We start from the raw sequence: 15042 nt of genomic DNA on the forward strand, positions 1-15042 counted from the left end.
CTTTTCCTTGACTCCAGGAATGCAAATGTCTGATCTTGAACTCCCTATTGCAGGTTTACTGTTCGATAACGATGGTGTTCTGGTTGATAGTCATGGTGCAGCTGTTGATGCCTGGAGTCGTTGGTCTGTAGCTTTTGCTCCCGATTTCGATTGGAGTGATCGTTCCAACGCCGGTATTCGCGCCGAAGATATGGTGCGCAGGCATGTAACCGAAGATCGCTATGAGGAAGCCGTTGCTTACATTCACCAGTTGGAGCAAGACTCAGCACACATGACCCAAGCGCTTCCTGGCGCCGTTGAACTCCTGACGTCTCTGACACCAGGAATGTGGACTGTCTGCACCTCAGCAAACCCTCGATTGGGGGCAGCGCGCCTGCGTGCTGCGGGGCTTCCTGTTCCTGCCGAGTTGGTGTCCTCAGAGGACGTGGAGCGTGGCAAGCCACACCCTGATCCTTATCTGCGCGGAGCGCAGAACTTAGGACTTGAACCAGGGGAGTGCATCGTCTTCGAAGATGCTGCTGCGGGTATTCAGGCAGGGCTCTCTGCAGGTGCATCCCGCGTGATTGGGGTTACGAAGGTTGCCCTGGATACAGACGTGGAAATCGTCGTGAAAAGTCTGGCGGGTCTGAGCTATCGAGATGGTGCTCTCCACATTCCTGCTTCCAGCAGGCTACGCTAACTAGTTGTACTGCCCAGGGACGTTAGTTAAGCGGCTCATGGGTGGCCGGTTTCCGATCGCAGTGTGGGGCCTATGGTGATTGTATTCGTGCAACCATCCTGGCAACGCGTTGTTTCTAGCTGAATCAGTGTTGTAGAACTTCCCAAAGGCCCAACCATCGGCCAAGGTGCGGTGGAAGCGTTCAATTTTGCCGTTCGTCTGTGGCCTGTAGGGCCTTGTCCTTTTCGGTTTGATGCCAAGTTCGTTGCACGCATCTCTCCACAAATGAGACACGTAGGCAGGTCCATTGTCGGAAAGAACTCGCTCAACAGTGACTCCTCTTGCAGCAAACCACGACACTGCGCGGCGTAAAACGCCGACAGCAGTGTCTGCAGTTTCATTGGCATGAACCTCGGCATAGGCAATGCGGGAATGATCATCGATAACAGTGTGGACGAATGTTATCCCTGCAACACGTCCACGTTTATTGTTCTTTGGCCGCCCTGCAGTGGCGCGAATATTGAGGTTTCCTTGCTGACGCCCGACGTATCGACTACCGCCACCATCTGGAATCTTGCCGAGTTTTTTCACATCAACATGAATCATCGCTCCAGGGGTCGCATGTTCATAACGGCGGATAACTTCCCCCGTTCGAACATCAACGTGATGAAGTTTGTTCAGACGGCATCGAACTAGAACGGCATGAACAGTTGAAGCTGAGAGGCCCAGTTTCCCGCCGATAGCCACTGGTCCAAGGCGTTTCTTCCACCGCAAATGCACAATCTTGCGAACGAGTTGTTGATCGGTTTTATTCGGGCTTCGATGTGGCCGGGAAGAACGATCATCCATCCCGGCAACACCCATAGCCGCATATCTTTGAGCCCAACGATTAGCTGTTGGCCACGAAACATTGAACATGTGGGCAGCCGCAACGACTGTCCAACCTTCATCAACTATGAGGCGCGCGATGCGAAGACGATGACGAGGAGTTAAAGCGGCATTAGCGTGGGACATGAGTACCTCCGGGTGGTGTTGTGAATGCCTTTGACAGCTCCACTCCACTCCCGGAGGTACTCACTCACGTTTAACGACTACAGCGAGTCGTCACATTTACTCAACCAACCTGCCTGGGCAGTACAACTAGTCTTCGTCGATGAGGCGTGCTGCGGCAGCTTCATCCGTGAAGAACACAGTCTCCTCAAGGCCCTCAACGGCGCTCACGGGCGCTTCTGAGGGGTTTTCAGAGGTGAATGCGGCATAGATCGCATCTGCCTTGTCAGCCCCGGAGGCGACGACCCAGACGTTCTTGGAATTGTTCAAAGCAGGAAGCGTCAAGCTAATGCGCTCGGCAGGTGGCTTGGGGGAGTTGCGCACGGCAATCACCGCACGGTCATCCACCTCGATGCCCTCTAGGCCGGGGAACAAGCTGGCGATGTGGGCATCTGGACCCACGCCCAAGAACGTGATGTCGAACTCAGGAAGTTCAGGCCAGAACTTGGCTAGTTCGTCGTCATAGGCATCTACTGCTTCGTCCAGCGTCATACCAGCATCTGATGCAGGCATGCGGTGAACATTCTCGGCATGGATGGGCAGACGGTGAATGAGGGCAGCAGTTGCCTGGCCTTCATTGCGGTCTGGATGGCCGGCAGGAACGAAGCGTTCGTCGCCCCACCACAGGTGAATGCGAGACCAGTCCAGCTTGTTGCTGGGGTCGATGTTTTCCAGCAGAGCAATGCCTACGGTGCCACCGGTGAGAACGACGTGAACAGCAGGCTGTTCAACGAGGAGTTCCTTGACGGCTTCTTCGAAGATCTCATCAATGTTGTCGATGAGTTCTTGCTTGTCTGCATACGCTTCGAGCGTGGTTTCCTCGCTCATGAGGCGTGCACAATGATCTGGGGAAGACCTTCGGTCACTACGCGACCATAGACCTCATCGGGGTCAAGGCGACGCAGTTCCTCAGCCAAGCAGTCACGCAGACTTCTGCGGGGCATGGCGAGGTCGTGGGTGGGCTGGTTGGGCTGCTTGAGGCGTGCCACGGAAGGCTCAACACGAGTCAGCTCAATATCACCGGAAGGACGAACCAAACGAACGCCGTGAATGCCGCCCCAGCTCAGACCCGTGTGGGTGAGATCGCAGGAGACGGGGACACCCAGCTGAAGTTGTAACCAGGCAGCCAGCATCTTGGCCGAAGGGAAATCGGGGGTGGAAGTGACGTGTGCTTCGGTGATGGGCTCATAGGGTGGCTGGTCAAGCACAGCAGCGAGCTGTGTGCGCCAGAGGGTCAGACGAGTCCACGCGAAGTCTGCATCACCAGGAGCATAGGTCTTGGACAGATCTGAAAGAGCCTCGATGGGGTCTGCCTGAGATGCAGCATCGGTGATGCGGCATTGAGCAATCTTGCCCAGGGGAGACTCCGACACCTTCTCAGGAGCAGCGCCGGGCCACCATGCCACCACAGGGGTGTCAGGAAGCAGAAGACCGGTCACAAGACCCTGCTCGTCCGAGCCAACCTGGCCATAGGCACGCAACACAATAACTTCACTGGCACCTGCGTCACCGCCGACGCGAACTTCCGCGTCGAGACGGTTTGAGATGGAGTGCTCGGGCTCAATAACGGAGAGCACAATCACACGCATGGGGTGTTCGCGAGATGCCTCGTTCGCAGCAGCAATGGCCTCTTCTTCTTCACCGAGAGTGGTGGAGATGAGCAGGGTGAGCACGCGACCAAGCGCAACAGCGCCGCCTTCTTCGCGGAGGTTGACCAGTTCTTTGGCAACCTTCGCGGTGGTGGTGTCGGGGAGTTCGAGGATCATGGACGTCTCCAAACGCGGCCGTCACGGGCCATGAGGGCATCAGCAGAGGCAGGTCCCCAGGTTCCTGGAGCGTATTGCTCAGGCTGCCCTTGGGTTTCCCAGAATTCTTCGATGGGGTCGAGGATCTTCCAGCTCAGTTCCACCTCTTCGTGGCGGGGGAACAGGGGAGGATCGCCGAGCAGAACGTCCAAGATGAGGCGCTCATAGGCTTCAGGGCTCGCTTCGGTGAAGGCGTGGCCATAACCGAAGTCCATGGTCACATCGCGGACCTGCATACCAGCGCCTGGAACCTTGGAGCCGAAACGGATGGTGACACCTTCATCGGGCTGAACGCGGATAACCAACGCGTTCTGACCGAGGGCAGAGGTCTGGTGGTCAGCGAACAAGTACTGGGGTGCTCGCTTGAACACGACAGCAATTTCAGTCACACGACGGCCCAGGCGCTTACCCGCACGCAGATAGAACGGAACTCCGGCCCAGCGGCGGGTTCCAATGTCGAGGCGCATGGCTGCATAGGTTTCGGTGACGGACTCAGGGTTCATGCCCTCTTCGTCCAAGAAGCCAACAACCTCTTCGCCCCCCTGCCAACCGCTGGCATATTGGCCACGTGCGGTTGCTTCGCCCAGGTTTTCAGGCAAGCGAACAGCGGCAAGAACCTTTTCCTTCTCCGCACGAAGATCTTCAGCGTCGAAGGAAATGGGCTCTTCCATGGCGGTCAGTGCCAAAAGTTGGAGCAAGTGGTTCTGAATCACGTCACGCGCAGCACCAATGCCGTCGTAGTAGCCAGCACGACCGCCCACACCAATGTCTTCAGCCATGGTGATCTGGACGTGGTCGACGTGCTCAGCGTTCCACAGTGGTTCAAATAGCTGGTTAGCAAAGCGCAAAGCCAAAATGTTCTGCACTGTTTCTTTACCGAGGTAGTGGTCAATGCGGAAGATGGAATCTGCGGGGAAAACAGACTCAACGACTGTGTTCAGTTCACGAGCAGTCTTGAGGTCACTACCAAAAGGCTTCTCAATGACCACGCGGCGCCACTGACCCTCAACCTCTTCTGCCAAACCTGCGCGCTTGAGTTGAGAAACAACCTCTGGGAAGGAGCGGGGAGGAACGGAGAGATAGAAAGCATGGTTGCCCATAGTGCCGCGCTTTTCGTCCAGTTCTGCAATTGTTTTCTTCAGACGATCAAATGCGGCGTCGTCGTTGAATTCACCCTGAACGAAGCGAATGCCCTTGGCTAGCTGCTCCCAGACTTCCTCACGGAATTCGGTGCGGGCATACTGCTTGACCGAGTCGTGCACGACCTGCGCGAAGTCTTGGTCTTCCCAGTCGCGACGAGCAAAGCCCACGAGTGCGAAACCAGGAGGAAGAAGACCACGGTTAGCGAGGTCATAGACCGCGGGCATGAGCTTTTTACGAGCCAAGTCACCGGTCACACCAAACAGCACCAGACCACAAGGTCCAGCGATGCGGTTGAGTCGACGGTCTTCGGCAACGCGGAGAGGGTTGTTCTCCGGAGTGATGTCAACAGGTGACATGAACGTCCTTTAGTTGAAGGCTGCGAACAGGTGTTCGAGTTCAGTGTTGGGGTTAGTCAGGGTGAGGGTCAGAACGGGGCGACCGTGGTCGGCCAGAACGTTTGCATCACCAGCAGCCTGAGCAGCAATGAGCTGACCAAAGCTGAAGGGGCGCTCAGGGATGACAACGTCACCGTCTGGGGCCTGGAGAATCTGGATGAAGACACCCACTGCGGGCCCGCCCTTGTGGAACTGACCGGTGGAGTGCAGGAAGCGTGGTCCCCAACCGAAGGTGACGGGGCGACCGGCACGAGCAGCGACGAGGTCGCGCACACCGTGAAGCTGAGGGTAGTTTGCACGGTCAACGTAGGCCTGAACCGAAACATAACCATCTGCAGGAAGCTGTTCCAAAACAGCAGTGATTGCCTCGCGGACTGTTTTGGCATCTCCCAGGTCACCGTGAGCACGCACTTCAATTCCCTTGTCGGTGAACAGAGGCTCGGTAGGTGCAGGACGGTTATCCAGCAGTGCGCGAGCAGCAATCTTTGCCGACTCCACATCTGGCTGGTCGAAGGGGTTGATGCCCAGCAGGCGGCCTGCAACAGCGGTTGCATACTCAAACACCATGAACATGGCACCTAGGGTGCCCGAGACGAGGATTTCACCTTCGTGCTTGTCGCGGTTGAGCAGGTGGAACTCGTGTGCATCATCGACAAGGCGCAGCACCTGAACATCTGCATAACCTGCAGAAAGTTCGGGGGAGACAACGTCCAGAACGACGGGAAGAATTCCAGTGCCTTCCTTACCTGTGGACTCGGCGATGAGCTGTTCTGCCCAGTCGGGGAAACCAACCAGGTGAGTGCCATCGGTTACGAGTGCGAGCTTGTTCTTCAGTGGTGAAGTGCCGGCGATAGCAGCGCCCAAGATCAAACCGGGGTTCTCAGGCTGATCAACAGCGAGGTCAATCGAGATGGCCTCTGCTTCGTTGAGCAGTTCGTTGAGATCCACACCGGCAAGACCGGAAGGAACCAAACCGAATGCAGTGAGTGCAGAGAAGCGTCCGCCCACGTTGGGGTCGGCGTTGAAGACGCGGTATCCGGCTTCACGTGCTGACTTATCCAGAGGAGAACCGGGGTCGGTAACAACAATGATGCGCTCGAGTGGGTCAATGCCCACAGCGGCAAAGGCTGCTTCATAGATGCGCTTTTGGCTGTCAGTTTCGACAGTGCCACCGGACTTGCTGGAGATCACGACTGCGGTGGTCTCCAGGCGGTCGGTGATAGCTGCCTTGATCTGTCCAGGCTCAGTGGAGTCCAGCACAGTGAGCTCTGCCTGCATGGTTGCGGTGATGACCTCGGGGGCTAGAGAAGAACCACCCATGCCACCTAAGACGATGTGGTTGACACCCTTGGCTCGCAGCTCGTCACGCAGAGCCTCAATCTCAGGTACGAGGGGACGAGAGATCGAGACAGACTCGGTCCAGCCCAGACGAATAGCTGATTCAGCTTCAGCTGCCTTGCCCCAGAGCGCGGGGTCCTGAGCAGTGATGCTGGAAGCTACGAGGTCAGCAACCAGTTGAGGAACGTGAGTCTCAACAGCTGCTTCAGCTGCTCCAGAAACCTTGATGCGGAACGACATTTAAGCTCCAGCCAAAGCGGTGTTGACGGTCTCGAGGAGTTCTCCCCACGAGATGATGAACTTGGAAACACCCTCAGACTCGAGGACGTTGGTCACGTCCTGGAAGTCCACGCCCACAGCCGCCAGAGCTGCGAAGACAGCCTTGGAATCTGCGTAGTTGGGGGTAATGGTGTCACCAGTGACCACACCGTGGTCGTAGGTGGCATCCAGAGTCTTTTCAGGCATGGTGTTCACAATGCCAGCAGCAACCAGCTCGGTGACGTAGAGAGTGTCGGGGAGGCTGGGGTCCTTAACGCCGGTGGAGGCCCAGAGGGGACGCTGGACGTTTGCGCCGTTGGCAAGCAGCGCTGCAGCACGCTCAGTGTCGAACATGTCCTCGAAGAGTTCATAGGCCAGACGAGCGTTAGCCAGACCTGCCTTTGACTTGAGAGCCAGTGCCTCAGGGGTGCCAATGGCGTTGAGGCGGTTGTCGACCTCGGAGTCCACACGAGAGACGAAGAAAGAACCTACCGAGTGGATCTGGGAAAGGTCGTGGCCGTTGGCCTGTGCCTTTTCGAGTCCTGCAAGGTAAGCGTTGATGACGGCTTCATAGCGCTCGAGCGAGAAGATGAGGGTCACGTTAACCGAGATGCCTGCACCAATGACTTCGGTGATGGCGTCGAGGCCAGCCAGCGTTGCAGGGATCTTGATGAGAGCGTTGGGCTTGTTGACCTTTGCCCACAAACGCTTTGCTTCTTCCACAGTGCCTGGAGCATCGTGAGCAAGGGTGGGGGAGACCTCGATAGAAACGCGGCCGTCTACGCCCTGGGTTGCGTCGAAGACGCCACGGAAGATGTCGCAGGCATCTGCAACGTCATCGGTGGTGATGTCGAACACGGCTGCTTCTGCATCTGCACCAGCAGCTGCGAGCTTCTTGACCTGTGCTGCATAGCTCTCACCGTTGGTGAGAGCACCCGCGAAGATGGTGGGGTTGGTGGTCACACCAACGACGTTCTTTTCAGCAATGAGCGCCTGAAGGTTTCCCGAGGTGATGCGTTCACGTGAGAGGTCATCGAGCCAGATGCTGACGCCGGCTGCGGACAATTGTGCGGTGGGGGTGTTCGACATGAACGTTGATTCTCCTAGGGAATGTGGTGGAGCGGATCAGGTATGAAGTTGTAACACGGGGTGTGAAAAGTTATTCCTCACACCCCGTGTGAAGTGTTACTGAGCTGCGAGGGATTCTTTCGCAGCGGCGACAGCAGCATCGGTGGTGATACCGAACTTGGTGAACAAGGTCTTGTAGTCAGCCGAGGCACCGAAGTGCTCGATCGAGACGCTGCGGCCAGTGGAGCCGACAATCTTGTCCCAGGTCAGCGACAGGCCAGCTTCAATAGAAACACGAGCCTTCACCGCGGCAGGAAGAACGCTCTCCTGGTAAGCAGCAGGCTGCTCGTAGAACCACTCGAGGCAAGGAACAGAGACCACGCGAGCGTGGATACCTTCTCCTGCGAGCTGTTCGCGAGCTGCCACAGCGAGCTGGACTTCAGAACCGGTTGCGATGAAGATCACATCAGGCTTGCCGTTAGCGGCGTCAACGAGAGTGTAGGCACCCTTTGCGGTTTCACGAGCGTGAGCGAAAGTGTCGCCGGTGGCAACTCCCTCACCACGGGTGAACACGGGAATGTTCTGACGAGTCAGAGCAATTCCTGCAGGTCCGTTGCGACGCTCGAGGATGGTCTTCCAGGCGTAGGCAACTTCGTTCGCGTCAGCAGGACGAACTACATCCAGCTCAGGAATGGCGCGCAAGGTTGCGAGCTGTTCGATGGGCTGGTGAGTGGGGCCGTCTTCACCGAGAGCCACAGAGTCGTGAGTCCACACGAAGATCGAAGGCACCTTCATGAGTGCGGCCAAGCGCACAGCAGGGCGCATGTAGTCGCTGAAGATGAGGAAGGTTCCACCGTAGGCGCGGGTCTTGCCGTGCAGGGCAATACCGTTCAGGATGGCACCCATGGCGTGCTCACGAATACCGAAGTGGAGGACGCGACCGTAGTTGTCACCGGTCCACTCGTGGGTTGACCACTGGGCAGGAACGAAGGACTTGGCGCCCTCAAGAGTGGTGTTGTTGGACTCGGCAAGGTCAGCAGATCCACCCCAGAGTTCAGGGATAACGGGGCCGAGAGCGTTGAGCACCTTGCCGGATGCGGCACGGGTTGAAACTTCGGTGCCACCTTCAAATACAGGAAGTGCGGCCTCTACACCATCAGGAAGCTGACCAGCTTCGAGGCGGTCAAGAAGCTTCTTGTTCTCAGGGTTTGCTGCAGCCCAAGCATCGAAGCTCTTTTGCCATTCAGCGCGTTCAGCAGCACCCTTCGCTACTGCTTTACGGGTGTGTTCGATAACCTCGTCGGCTACCTGGAAGCTCTGTTCTGGATCAAATCCAAGAACTTCCTTGAGGCCCTTGAGCTCATCTGCACCGAGTGCAGAACCGTGGATCTTGCCGGTGTTCTGCTTCTTAGGCGAAGGCCACCCAATGATGGTCTTGAGGATGATGAGCGAAGGCTTGTCGGTGACAGCCTTTGCTGCCTCAATGGCGTCGTTCAGAGCAGCGACGTCTTCAACGTAAACACCGGTCTTCTTCCAGTCCACCGTCTGGACGTGCCAGTCGTAGGACTCGTAACGCTTGGCTACATCTTCGGTGAACGCAATGGTGGTGTCATCTTCGATCGAGATCTGGTTGGAGTCATAAATCGCGATGAGGTTACCCAGCTGCTGGTGGCCAGCAAGCGAGGATGCTTCAGCGGTAACACCTTCTTGCAGGTCGCCGTCACCCGCGATGACGTACACGAAGTGATCGAAGGGGCTCTTGCCCGCAGCGGCGTTGGGGTCAAACAGACCGCGCTCGAAGCGAGATGCATAGGCAAAACCAACAGCCGAAGCCAGACCCTGACCGAGAGGGCCAGTGGTGATTTCAACACCCTTGGTGTGGCCATATTCGGGGTGACCCGGGGTCAGTGAGCCCCAGGTGCGCAGAGCCTTGAGGTCTTCGAGTTCGAGGCCGTAGCCGTTCAGGTAGAGCTGAACGTACTGAGTGAGCGACGAGTGGCCCACAGAAAGAATGAAGCGGTCGCGGCCAATCCACTGGTCGTCCAGTGGGTCGCGGCGCATGACCTTGTTCCACAACAGATACGCAGCAGGAGCGAGGCTCATTGCGGTTCCGGGGTGACCGTTACCCACCTTCTCGACTGCGTCTGCGGCGAGAACACGCGCGGTGTCAACTGCCTTGTTGTCTAGTTCGGACCAGTCGAGCTGCGCCATGTGAATATCGGCCTTCCGTTTTTCCGTGTGGAGGTGAGGGAGAGAAAATTACGATGGCTGGAAATTACAGCCATGCACGCCGAATAACGGCTCTTATAAGTATAGGCAGTTACCGGCTTACGCCGACGGGGAACGTGCCAGATGTCGAACCATTACCTCCCGTAGACTTGATGCTCTCGCGCACTCCACTCTTGAGGACTCATGAACGCTTCCGAATCTGGCACCACTGCGGTGTCCAAGGTCGGTATTAAGCGCAAAGTTGCCGCGTATGTCTCGCTGACCAAGCCCCGTGTGATGGAACTACTGCTGGCAGTAACCATCCCCACGATGTTCTTGGCTCAAGAGGGAATTCCCAACCTCTGGTTGGTCCTCGTTGTTTTATTGGGTGGAATGATGAGCGCTGGTTCTGCGGGAACCTTCAACTGCTACATCGACCGCGATATTGACCGTCTGATGAACCGCACCAAGGGCCGTCCGCTGGTTACTGGTGAGATTTCTGATCGTGAGGCGATTGTGTTTGCCTGGGCACTCGCGATCATCTCAACTGTGTGGTTCCTGCTGTTTACCAATGTGTTGGCGGCGTCACTGTCGGTTTCAGCCATTGCGTTCTACGTGATTGTGTACAGCCTGGTCTTGAAGCGCCGCACCCCGCAGAACATCGTCTGGGGAGGCGCTGCTGGCGGTTTCCCCGTACTGATTGGCTGGGCTGCGGTAACCGGTTCACTGACCTGGACCCCCGTGGTTTTGTTCCTCATCATCTTCTTGTGGACGCCACCGCACTACTGGCCACTGTCTTGGCGGTACCGCGAGGACTACAAAAACGCCAACGTGCCCATGCTCACCGTGGTGCGCGGACGCGTCACGGTAGGACTCCAGATTGTGCTCTATGCCTGGGCAACCTTTGCGGCAACTCTGCTGCTGGTTCCTATCGGTCACATGGGGTGGACCTACACCGCTATCGCCACGGTGGCAGGCGTGTGGTTTGTGGTGGAAAGCCACCTGCTTTACTCACGCGCACTGCACCACGAAGACCCCAAGCCCATGCGCTTGTTCCACTTCTCCAATGGCTATCTCTCGCTGATCTTCCTCGCGGTAGCCATTGACGCTCTGCTGCCCTTCTAGAGCGGCTACAGAACTACTCGGCTGGCTTACGCAGGTTGAGCAATGCGTTGGTTGTACCCGCTGCAACTAGGCAGGCCAGCAGCATGTGGATTCCTACCAAAAGCGGGGGAAGTCCTGTGCGTGACTGAACAATTCCCACCACAATCTGGGCCACGTTGACTGCCAGAAGCATCAGAAGGGCATTGCGCTCTGCAAGCTGGCGTGCACGGGAGGCCATCGCGATGGCCAATAGCGTCAATCCCACAGCTACATAGGCAGGGTAGGAGTGGAGTGATTGCAGAATGCCGCCATCAAGGCCGTTACGGGGCGCATCAGCGTCTCCGGCGTGAGGGCCTGAACCAGTTGTGAGTATGCCCAAGATGATGGTCACGATCTGGAACACCGCTGCTAGCCACACAATGCGAGGCAGAGATAGCCCTGATGGGCTGAGAATCCACGTGCGAGGGGCATTGCCGTTATAGACACGGAAGACCAGCACAGTAGAAAGCACAATCATCACGATCGAAACAATGAAGTGCAGCCCCACAACGTAGGGGTTCAGTTGCATCAAGACAGAGATCCCACCGATAACTGCCTGGGCAGGGATTCCCAAACCAATAAGTAAAGTCAGCCAGAAGAAGTCCCTGCGGCTCTTGCGCATACGGAATACGAGAGCAAAAGTCACAATCGCCACAATGACCAGAAGGAAGGTCAGCAGGCGGTTACCGAACTCGATAATGCCGTGAATACCCATCTCGGGGGTGTTCACCAGAGAGTCTTCCGTGCAGGTAGGCCAGGTGGGGCAACCAAGACCGCTCGCGGTGAGGCGAACGGCGCCACCGGTGACCACAATGAGGATCTGCACAACGAAGGTTGTCCAGGCCGCAATCCGGACCTTGCGATCAACGGTGGTGGGGAACCAATTCACAAGAGTGCTCACGATGGGGAATATTCCTTCGATGATTAGTTGTTGTTCGCTGAGGAAGAACTCATTAACCCTGTTATTGCTAGTGAAGTAAGGCTAGGCTAAGTAAGTTCAATGTGATCGTGCGTAAGCCGATATCTCGAGGGCGAGAACATGCGAGATTGCCGCGGTTTTCGCGACAGTTCGTGCGTTCTCTTCTCAGTCTAGATTCGTAAGGAAGAGTGCCATGTCAGACATCCTGATCGACCGGCCCGAACTTGAGGGCATTGGGCAGTATGAATTCGGCTGGCACGACAAAGATGCAGCCGGAGCTAGCGCTCGCCGAGGTATCAGCGCAGAGGTCGTTGCCGACATCTCTGGCCTGAAGAATGAGCCCGAGTGGATGCTCAAGATGCGCTTGAAGGCATACGAAATCTTTGGTCGTAAGCCCATGCCCAACTGGGGTGCCGACCTCTCCGGAATTCACTTTGACAACATCAAGTACTTTGTCCGTTCAACGGAACGTCAGGCACAAACTTGGGAAGACCTCCCCGACGAAATCAAGGACACCTACGAGAAGTTGGGTATTCCTGAGGCAGAGCGCCAGCGTCTCGTTGCAGGTGTTGCAGCACAGTATGAATCTGAAGTGGTCTACCACCAGATCAATGAAGAGCTCGAGCGACAGGGCGTCATCTTCATGGACACCGACACTGCTCTGAAAGAGCACCCTGAATTCTTCGAAGAATACTTCGGCACCGTGATCCCCTCGGGAGACAACAAGTTCGCCGCTCTCAACACGGCGGTGTGGTCTGGTGGATCCTTCGTTTACGTGCCACCAGGTGTGCACGTAGAGATTCCCCTTCAGGCCTACTTCCGTATCAACACGGAGAACATGGGTCAGTTCGAGCGCACCCTCATCATCGCTGACGAGGGAAGCTACGTGCACTACATCGAAGGTTGTACTGCACCGATCTACAAGAGTGACTCTCTGCACTCTGCTGTGGTCGAAATCATCGTGAAGAAGAACGCCCGCGTTCGTTACACCACCATCCAGAACTGGTCCAACAACGTCTACAACCTGGTGACCAAGCGTGCGATTGCGCATGAAGGCGCCACCATGGAGTGGATTGACGGAAACCTCGGTTCCAAGGTCACCATGAAGTACCCGTCGGTCTACCTGGTCGGTGAAGGCGCAAAGGGTGAAACCCTTTCCATCGCTTTCGCTGGTCCCGGTCAGCACCAGGACGCCGGCGCCAAGATGATCCACATGGCTCCTCACACGCAGAGCTCGATCGTCTCCAAGTCGATTGCTCGTGGTGGTGGTCGTGCCGGTTACCGTGGTGAAATCCGTATTGATGCCAATGCGCACAACTCTGCCAACACGGTGCGCTGTGATGCGCTCTTGGTCGACACTCAGTCTCGCTCTGACACATACCCAGCTATCGACATCCGTGTGGATGACGTTCAGCTCGGCCACGAGGCAACCGTCTCGAAGGTCAGTGAAGACCAGCTCTTCTATTTGATGAGCCGCGGTATGGCTGAAGACGAAGCAATGGCCATGATTGTTCGTGGATTCATTGAACCCATCTCTCGTGAACTTCCCATGGAATATGCACTCGAGCTCAACAAGCTGATTGAAATCGGCATGGAAGGATCCGTGGGCTAAGTGACTGTTCCCGTACAAGTTCGTTCTGCGCGCCCGAAATCGACTAATCCTGCCGATTTTGAGGCCGTCACCGGTCGTGAACTCGACTGGAAGTTCACCCCTGTAGCCAAGCTTCAGGAGCTCATTGCTGGTGAACTCGATGGTTCTCGTTTTGACTACACCGCAACTGTTGCTGCAGGTGTGAGCCTGTCCTGGATTCCTGTCACAGACCCACGCGTAGGTACCGCTGGTCTTCCTGAAGACAAGGCTTCAGCAAATGCGTGGGCTGCGGCTACCGAAGTTCTTCTCGTTTCGATTACATCTGAAGATGTTTCCGAAATCACCATCACTCGTGACGCACTCGGCACCACCCACCGCGCTGCACACATTGTGATTGAGGCGGCACCGTTCTCCAAGGGAACAGTTGTTCTGCAGAACAATGGCGATGCTCGTTTGGTTGAAAACCTCGAGATTCTTGTCGGCGCTGAAGCTGATCTCAACGTGATCTCAGTCCAGGAATGGAACGATGACGCACTGCACCTGGCTAGCCACTTCTCACGTGTGGGACGCAACGCCTCGCTCCAGCACAGTGTTGTCTCGCTCACCGGTGAAGTCATTCGTGTGAACCCCTCTACTGTTCTGGCGGAAGACGGATCTTCGGTCAACATGCTTGGTGTTTACTTCGCAGATGCACACCAGCACATTGAGCAGCAGGTGTATGTCAACCACGACGCACCACAGTCCAAGAGCCGTGTCACCTACAAGGGTGCTCTCCAGGGCAAGGGTGCTCGCACCGTCTGGATCGGTGACGTGCTTATTGGCAACAAGGCAACTGGAACTGACTCGTATGAGCAGAACCGTAACTTGATGCTCACCGAGGGAACCCGCGCAGATTCGATTCCTAACCTCGAAATCGAAACAGGTGACATTGCCGGTGCTGGTCACGCTTCGGCAACCGGTCGTTTCGATGACGAGCAGCTCTTTTACCTGCAAGCCCGTGGCATCAGTGAAGAAGAAGCACGTCGCCTCGTTGTTCGTGGATTCTTGAACGAAGTTGTTCAGCAGCTGGGCGTTCCTGCCCTCGCTGAACGCATTGAGGCTTCCCTCAATGCCGAGCTCGAAGCTGGAGTGAAGTAATGGCTGCTGAGAAGGTGTGCGTTGCAAGTGAGCTCGTGCTCAACCAGGCCAAGAAGGTTGTTGTGGGCGGAATTCCCGTGGCACTCGTTTTGGATGCTGCCGGAGATATCCACGCCATTGGTGACACCTGCACTCACGGAGATATTTCCCTCTCTGAGGGTTTCGTTGAAGACGACACCCTCGAGTGCTGGGCGCACGGCTCCAAGTTTGAACTGACTACCGGCAAGCCACTGACACTGCCTGCCTACGAACCCGTCCCCGTTTTTGTCGTCGAGGTTATCGACGGCGAGATTTTCATTGACCCCACCGTCACGAAAGAGATCTAAGCC

At 56.5% G+C, this 15042-nt stretch carries 13 protein-coding genes; 5 read left to right on the forward strand and 8 right to left on the reverse strand.

The features are described 5' to 3' along the window. The first annotated feature begins 25 nt into the window (after positions 1 to 25). On the forward strand, positions 26 to 679 hold the full coding sequence (locus tag AURMO_RS03250; protein ID WP_162532656.1) for an HAD-IA family hydrolase: 654 nt from the start codon (positions 26 to 28) through the stop codon (positions 677 to 679). Here AURMO_RS03250 and AURMO_RS03255 read toward each other — a convergent pair whose 3' ends face one another. From AURMO_RS03255 to tkt, 7 genes are all read right to left on the reverse strand, one after another. Then, a complete protein-coding gene (locus AURMO_RS03255; protein ID WP_110233135.1) occupies positions 680 to 1672 on the reverse strand; it encodes an IS481 family transposase in 993 nt (330 codons plus the stop codon). Positions 1673 to 1798: 126 nt separating this feature from the next. Next, entirely contained in the window at positions 1799 to 2536 is a 738-nt protein-coding gene (gene pgl, locus AURMO_RS03260) for a 6-phosphogluconolactonase (protein WP_110233136.1), read from the reverse strand. Next, positions 2533 to 3474, reverse strand: a complete 942-nt coding sequence (locus AURMO_RS03265) for a glucose-6-phosphate dehydrogenase assembly protein OpcA (protein ID WP_110233137.1) — start codon at positions 3472 to 3474, stop codon at positions 2533 to 2535. Before AURMO_RS03265 ends, pgl begins: the two co-directional genes overlap by 4 nt. Beyond that, positions 3471 to 5012, reverse strand: coding sequence for a glucose-6-phosphate dehydrogenase (gene zwf, locus AURMO_RS03270; RefSeq protein WP_110233138.1), 1542 nt, complete (start codon positions 5010 to 5012; stop codon positions 3471 to 3473). Before zwf ends, AURMO_RS03265 begins: the two co-directional genes overlap by 4 nt. A gap of 9 nt (positions 5013 to 5021) precedes the next feature. Next, entirely contained in the window at positions 5022 to 6629 is a 1608-nt protein-coding gene (locus AURMO_RS03275) for a glucose-6-phosphate isomerase (RefSeq protein WP_110233139.1), read from the reverse strand. Beyond that, positions 6630 to 7736, reverse strand: coding sequence for a transaldolase (gene tal, locus AURMO_RS03280; protein ID WP_110233140.1), 1107 nt, complete (start codon positions 7734 to 7736; stop codon positions 6630 to 6632). Positions 7737 to 7832: 96 nt separating this feature from the next. Further along, a complete protein-coding gene (gene tkt, locus AURMO_RS03285; protein ID WP_110233141.1) occupies positions 7833 to 9926 on the reverse strand; it encodes a transketolase in 2094 nt (697 codons plus the stop codon). A 201-nt stretch (positions 9927 to 10127) separates the two neighbouring features. On the opposite strand from tkt, the gene AURMO_RS03290 reads away from it, so the two are divergent. Further along, positions 10128 to 11048, forward strand: a complete 921-nt coding sequence (locus AURMO_RS03290; protein ID WP_110233142.1) for a heme o synthase — start codon at positions 10128 to 10130, stop codon at positions 11046 to 11048. A 13-nt stretch (positions 11049 to 11061) separates the two neighbouring features. Here the strand turns inward: AURMO_RS03290 and AURMO_RS03295 are convergent, their stop codons facing one another. Further along, a complete protein-coding gene (locus AURMO_RS03295) occupies positions 11062 to 11967 on the reverse strand; it encodes a COX15/CtaA family protein (RefSeq protein ID WP_110233143.1) in 906 nt (301 codons plus the stop codon). Positions 11968 to 12178: 211 nt separating this feature from the next. On the opposite strand from AURMO_RS03295, the gene sufB reads away from it, so the two are divergent. From sufB to AURMO_RS03310, 3 genes are read left to right on the forward strand one after another with little or no spacing between them, the layout of a single operon-like run. Then, on the forward strand, positions 12179 to 13597 hold the full coding sequence (gene sufB, locus AURMO_RS03300; RefSeq protein WP_110233144.1) for a Fe-S cluster assembly protein SufB: 1419 nt from the start codon (positions 12179 to 12181) through the stop codon (positions 13595 to 13597). Further along, a complete protein-coding gene (sufD, locus tag AURMO_RS03305) occupies positions 13598 to 14713 on the forward strand; it encodes a Fe-S cluster assembly protein SufD (protein WP_110233145.1) in 1116 nt (371 codons plus the stop codon). Continuing rightward, positions 14713 to 15039: a non-heme iron oxygenase ferredoxin subunit gene (locus AURMO_RS03310; RefSeq protein WP_110233146.1), complete on the forward strand. Its 327-nt coding sequence runs from the start codon at positions 14713 to 14715 to the stop codon at positions 15037 to 15039. The genes sufD and AURMO_RS03310 overlap by 1 nt, the downstream gene beginning before the upstream one ends. Positions 15040 to 15042: the final 3 nt, after the last annotated feature.

The organism is Aurantimicrobium photophilum, assembly GCF_003194085.1.
Lineage (GTDB): Bacteria > Actinomycetota > Actinomycetes > Actinomycetales > Microbacteriaceae > Aurantimicrobium > Aurantimicrobium photophilum.

Bases quoted from the DNA above. Each gene is read 5' to 3' on its own strand.
- AURMO_RS03250 (WP_162532656.1), top strand. From the start codon at position 26: ATGTCTGATCTTGAACTCCCTATTGCAGGTTTACTGTTCGATAACGAT.
- AURMO_RS03255 (WP_110233135.1), bottom strand. From the start codon at position 1,672: ATGTCCCACGCTAATGCCGCTTTAACTCCTCGTCATCGTCTTCGCATC.
- pgl (WP_110233136.1), bottom strand. From the start codon at position 2,536: ATGAGCGAGGAAACCACGCTCGAAGCGTATGCAGACAAGCAAGAACTC.
- AURMO_RS03265 (WP_110233137.1), bottom strand. From the start codon at position 3,474: ATGATCCTCGAACTCCCCGACACCACCACCGCGAAGGTTGCCAAAGAA.
- zwf (WP_110233138.1), bottom strand. From the start codon at position 5,012: ATGTCACCTGTTGACATCACTCCGGAGAACAACCCTCTCCGCGTTGCC.
- AURMO_RS03275 (WP_110233139.1), bottom strand. From the start codon at position 6,629: ATGTCGTTCCGCATCAAGGTTTCTGGAGCAGCTGAAGCAGCTGTTGAG.
- tal (WP_110233140.1), bottom strand. From the start codon at position 7,736: ATGTCGAACACCCCCACCGCACAATTGTCCGCAGCCGGCGTCAGCATC.
- tkt (WP_110233141.1), bottom strand. From the start codon at position 9,926: ATGGCGCAGCTCGACTGGTCCGAACTAGACAACAAGGCAGTTGACACC.
- AURMO_RS03290 (WP_110233142.1), top strand. From the start codon at position 10,128: ATGAACGCTTCCGAATCTGGCACCACTGCGGTGTCCAAGGTCGGTATT.
- sufB (WP_110233144.1), top strand. From the start codon at position 12,179: ATGTCAGACATCCTGATCGACCGGCCCGAACTTGAGGGCATTGGGCAG.
- AURMO_RS03310 (WP_110233146.1), top strand. From the start codon at position 14,713: ATGGCTGCTGAGAAGGTGTGCGTTGCAAGTGAGCTCGTGCTCAACCAG.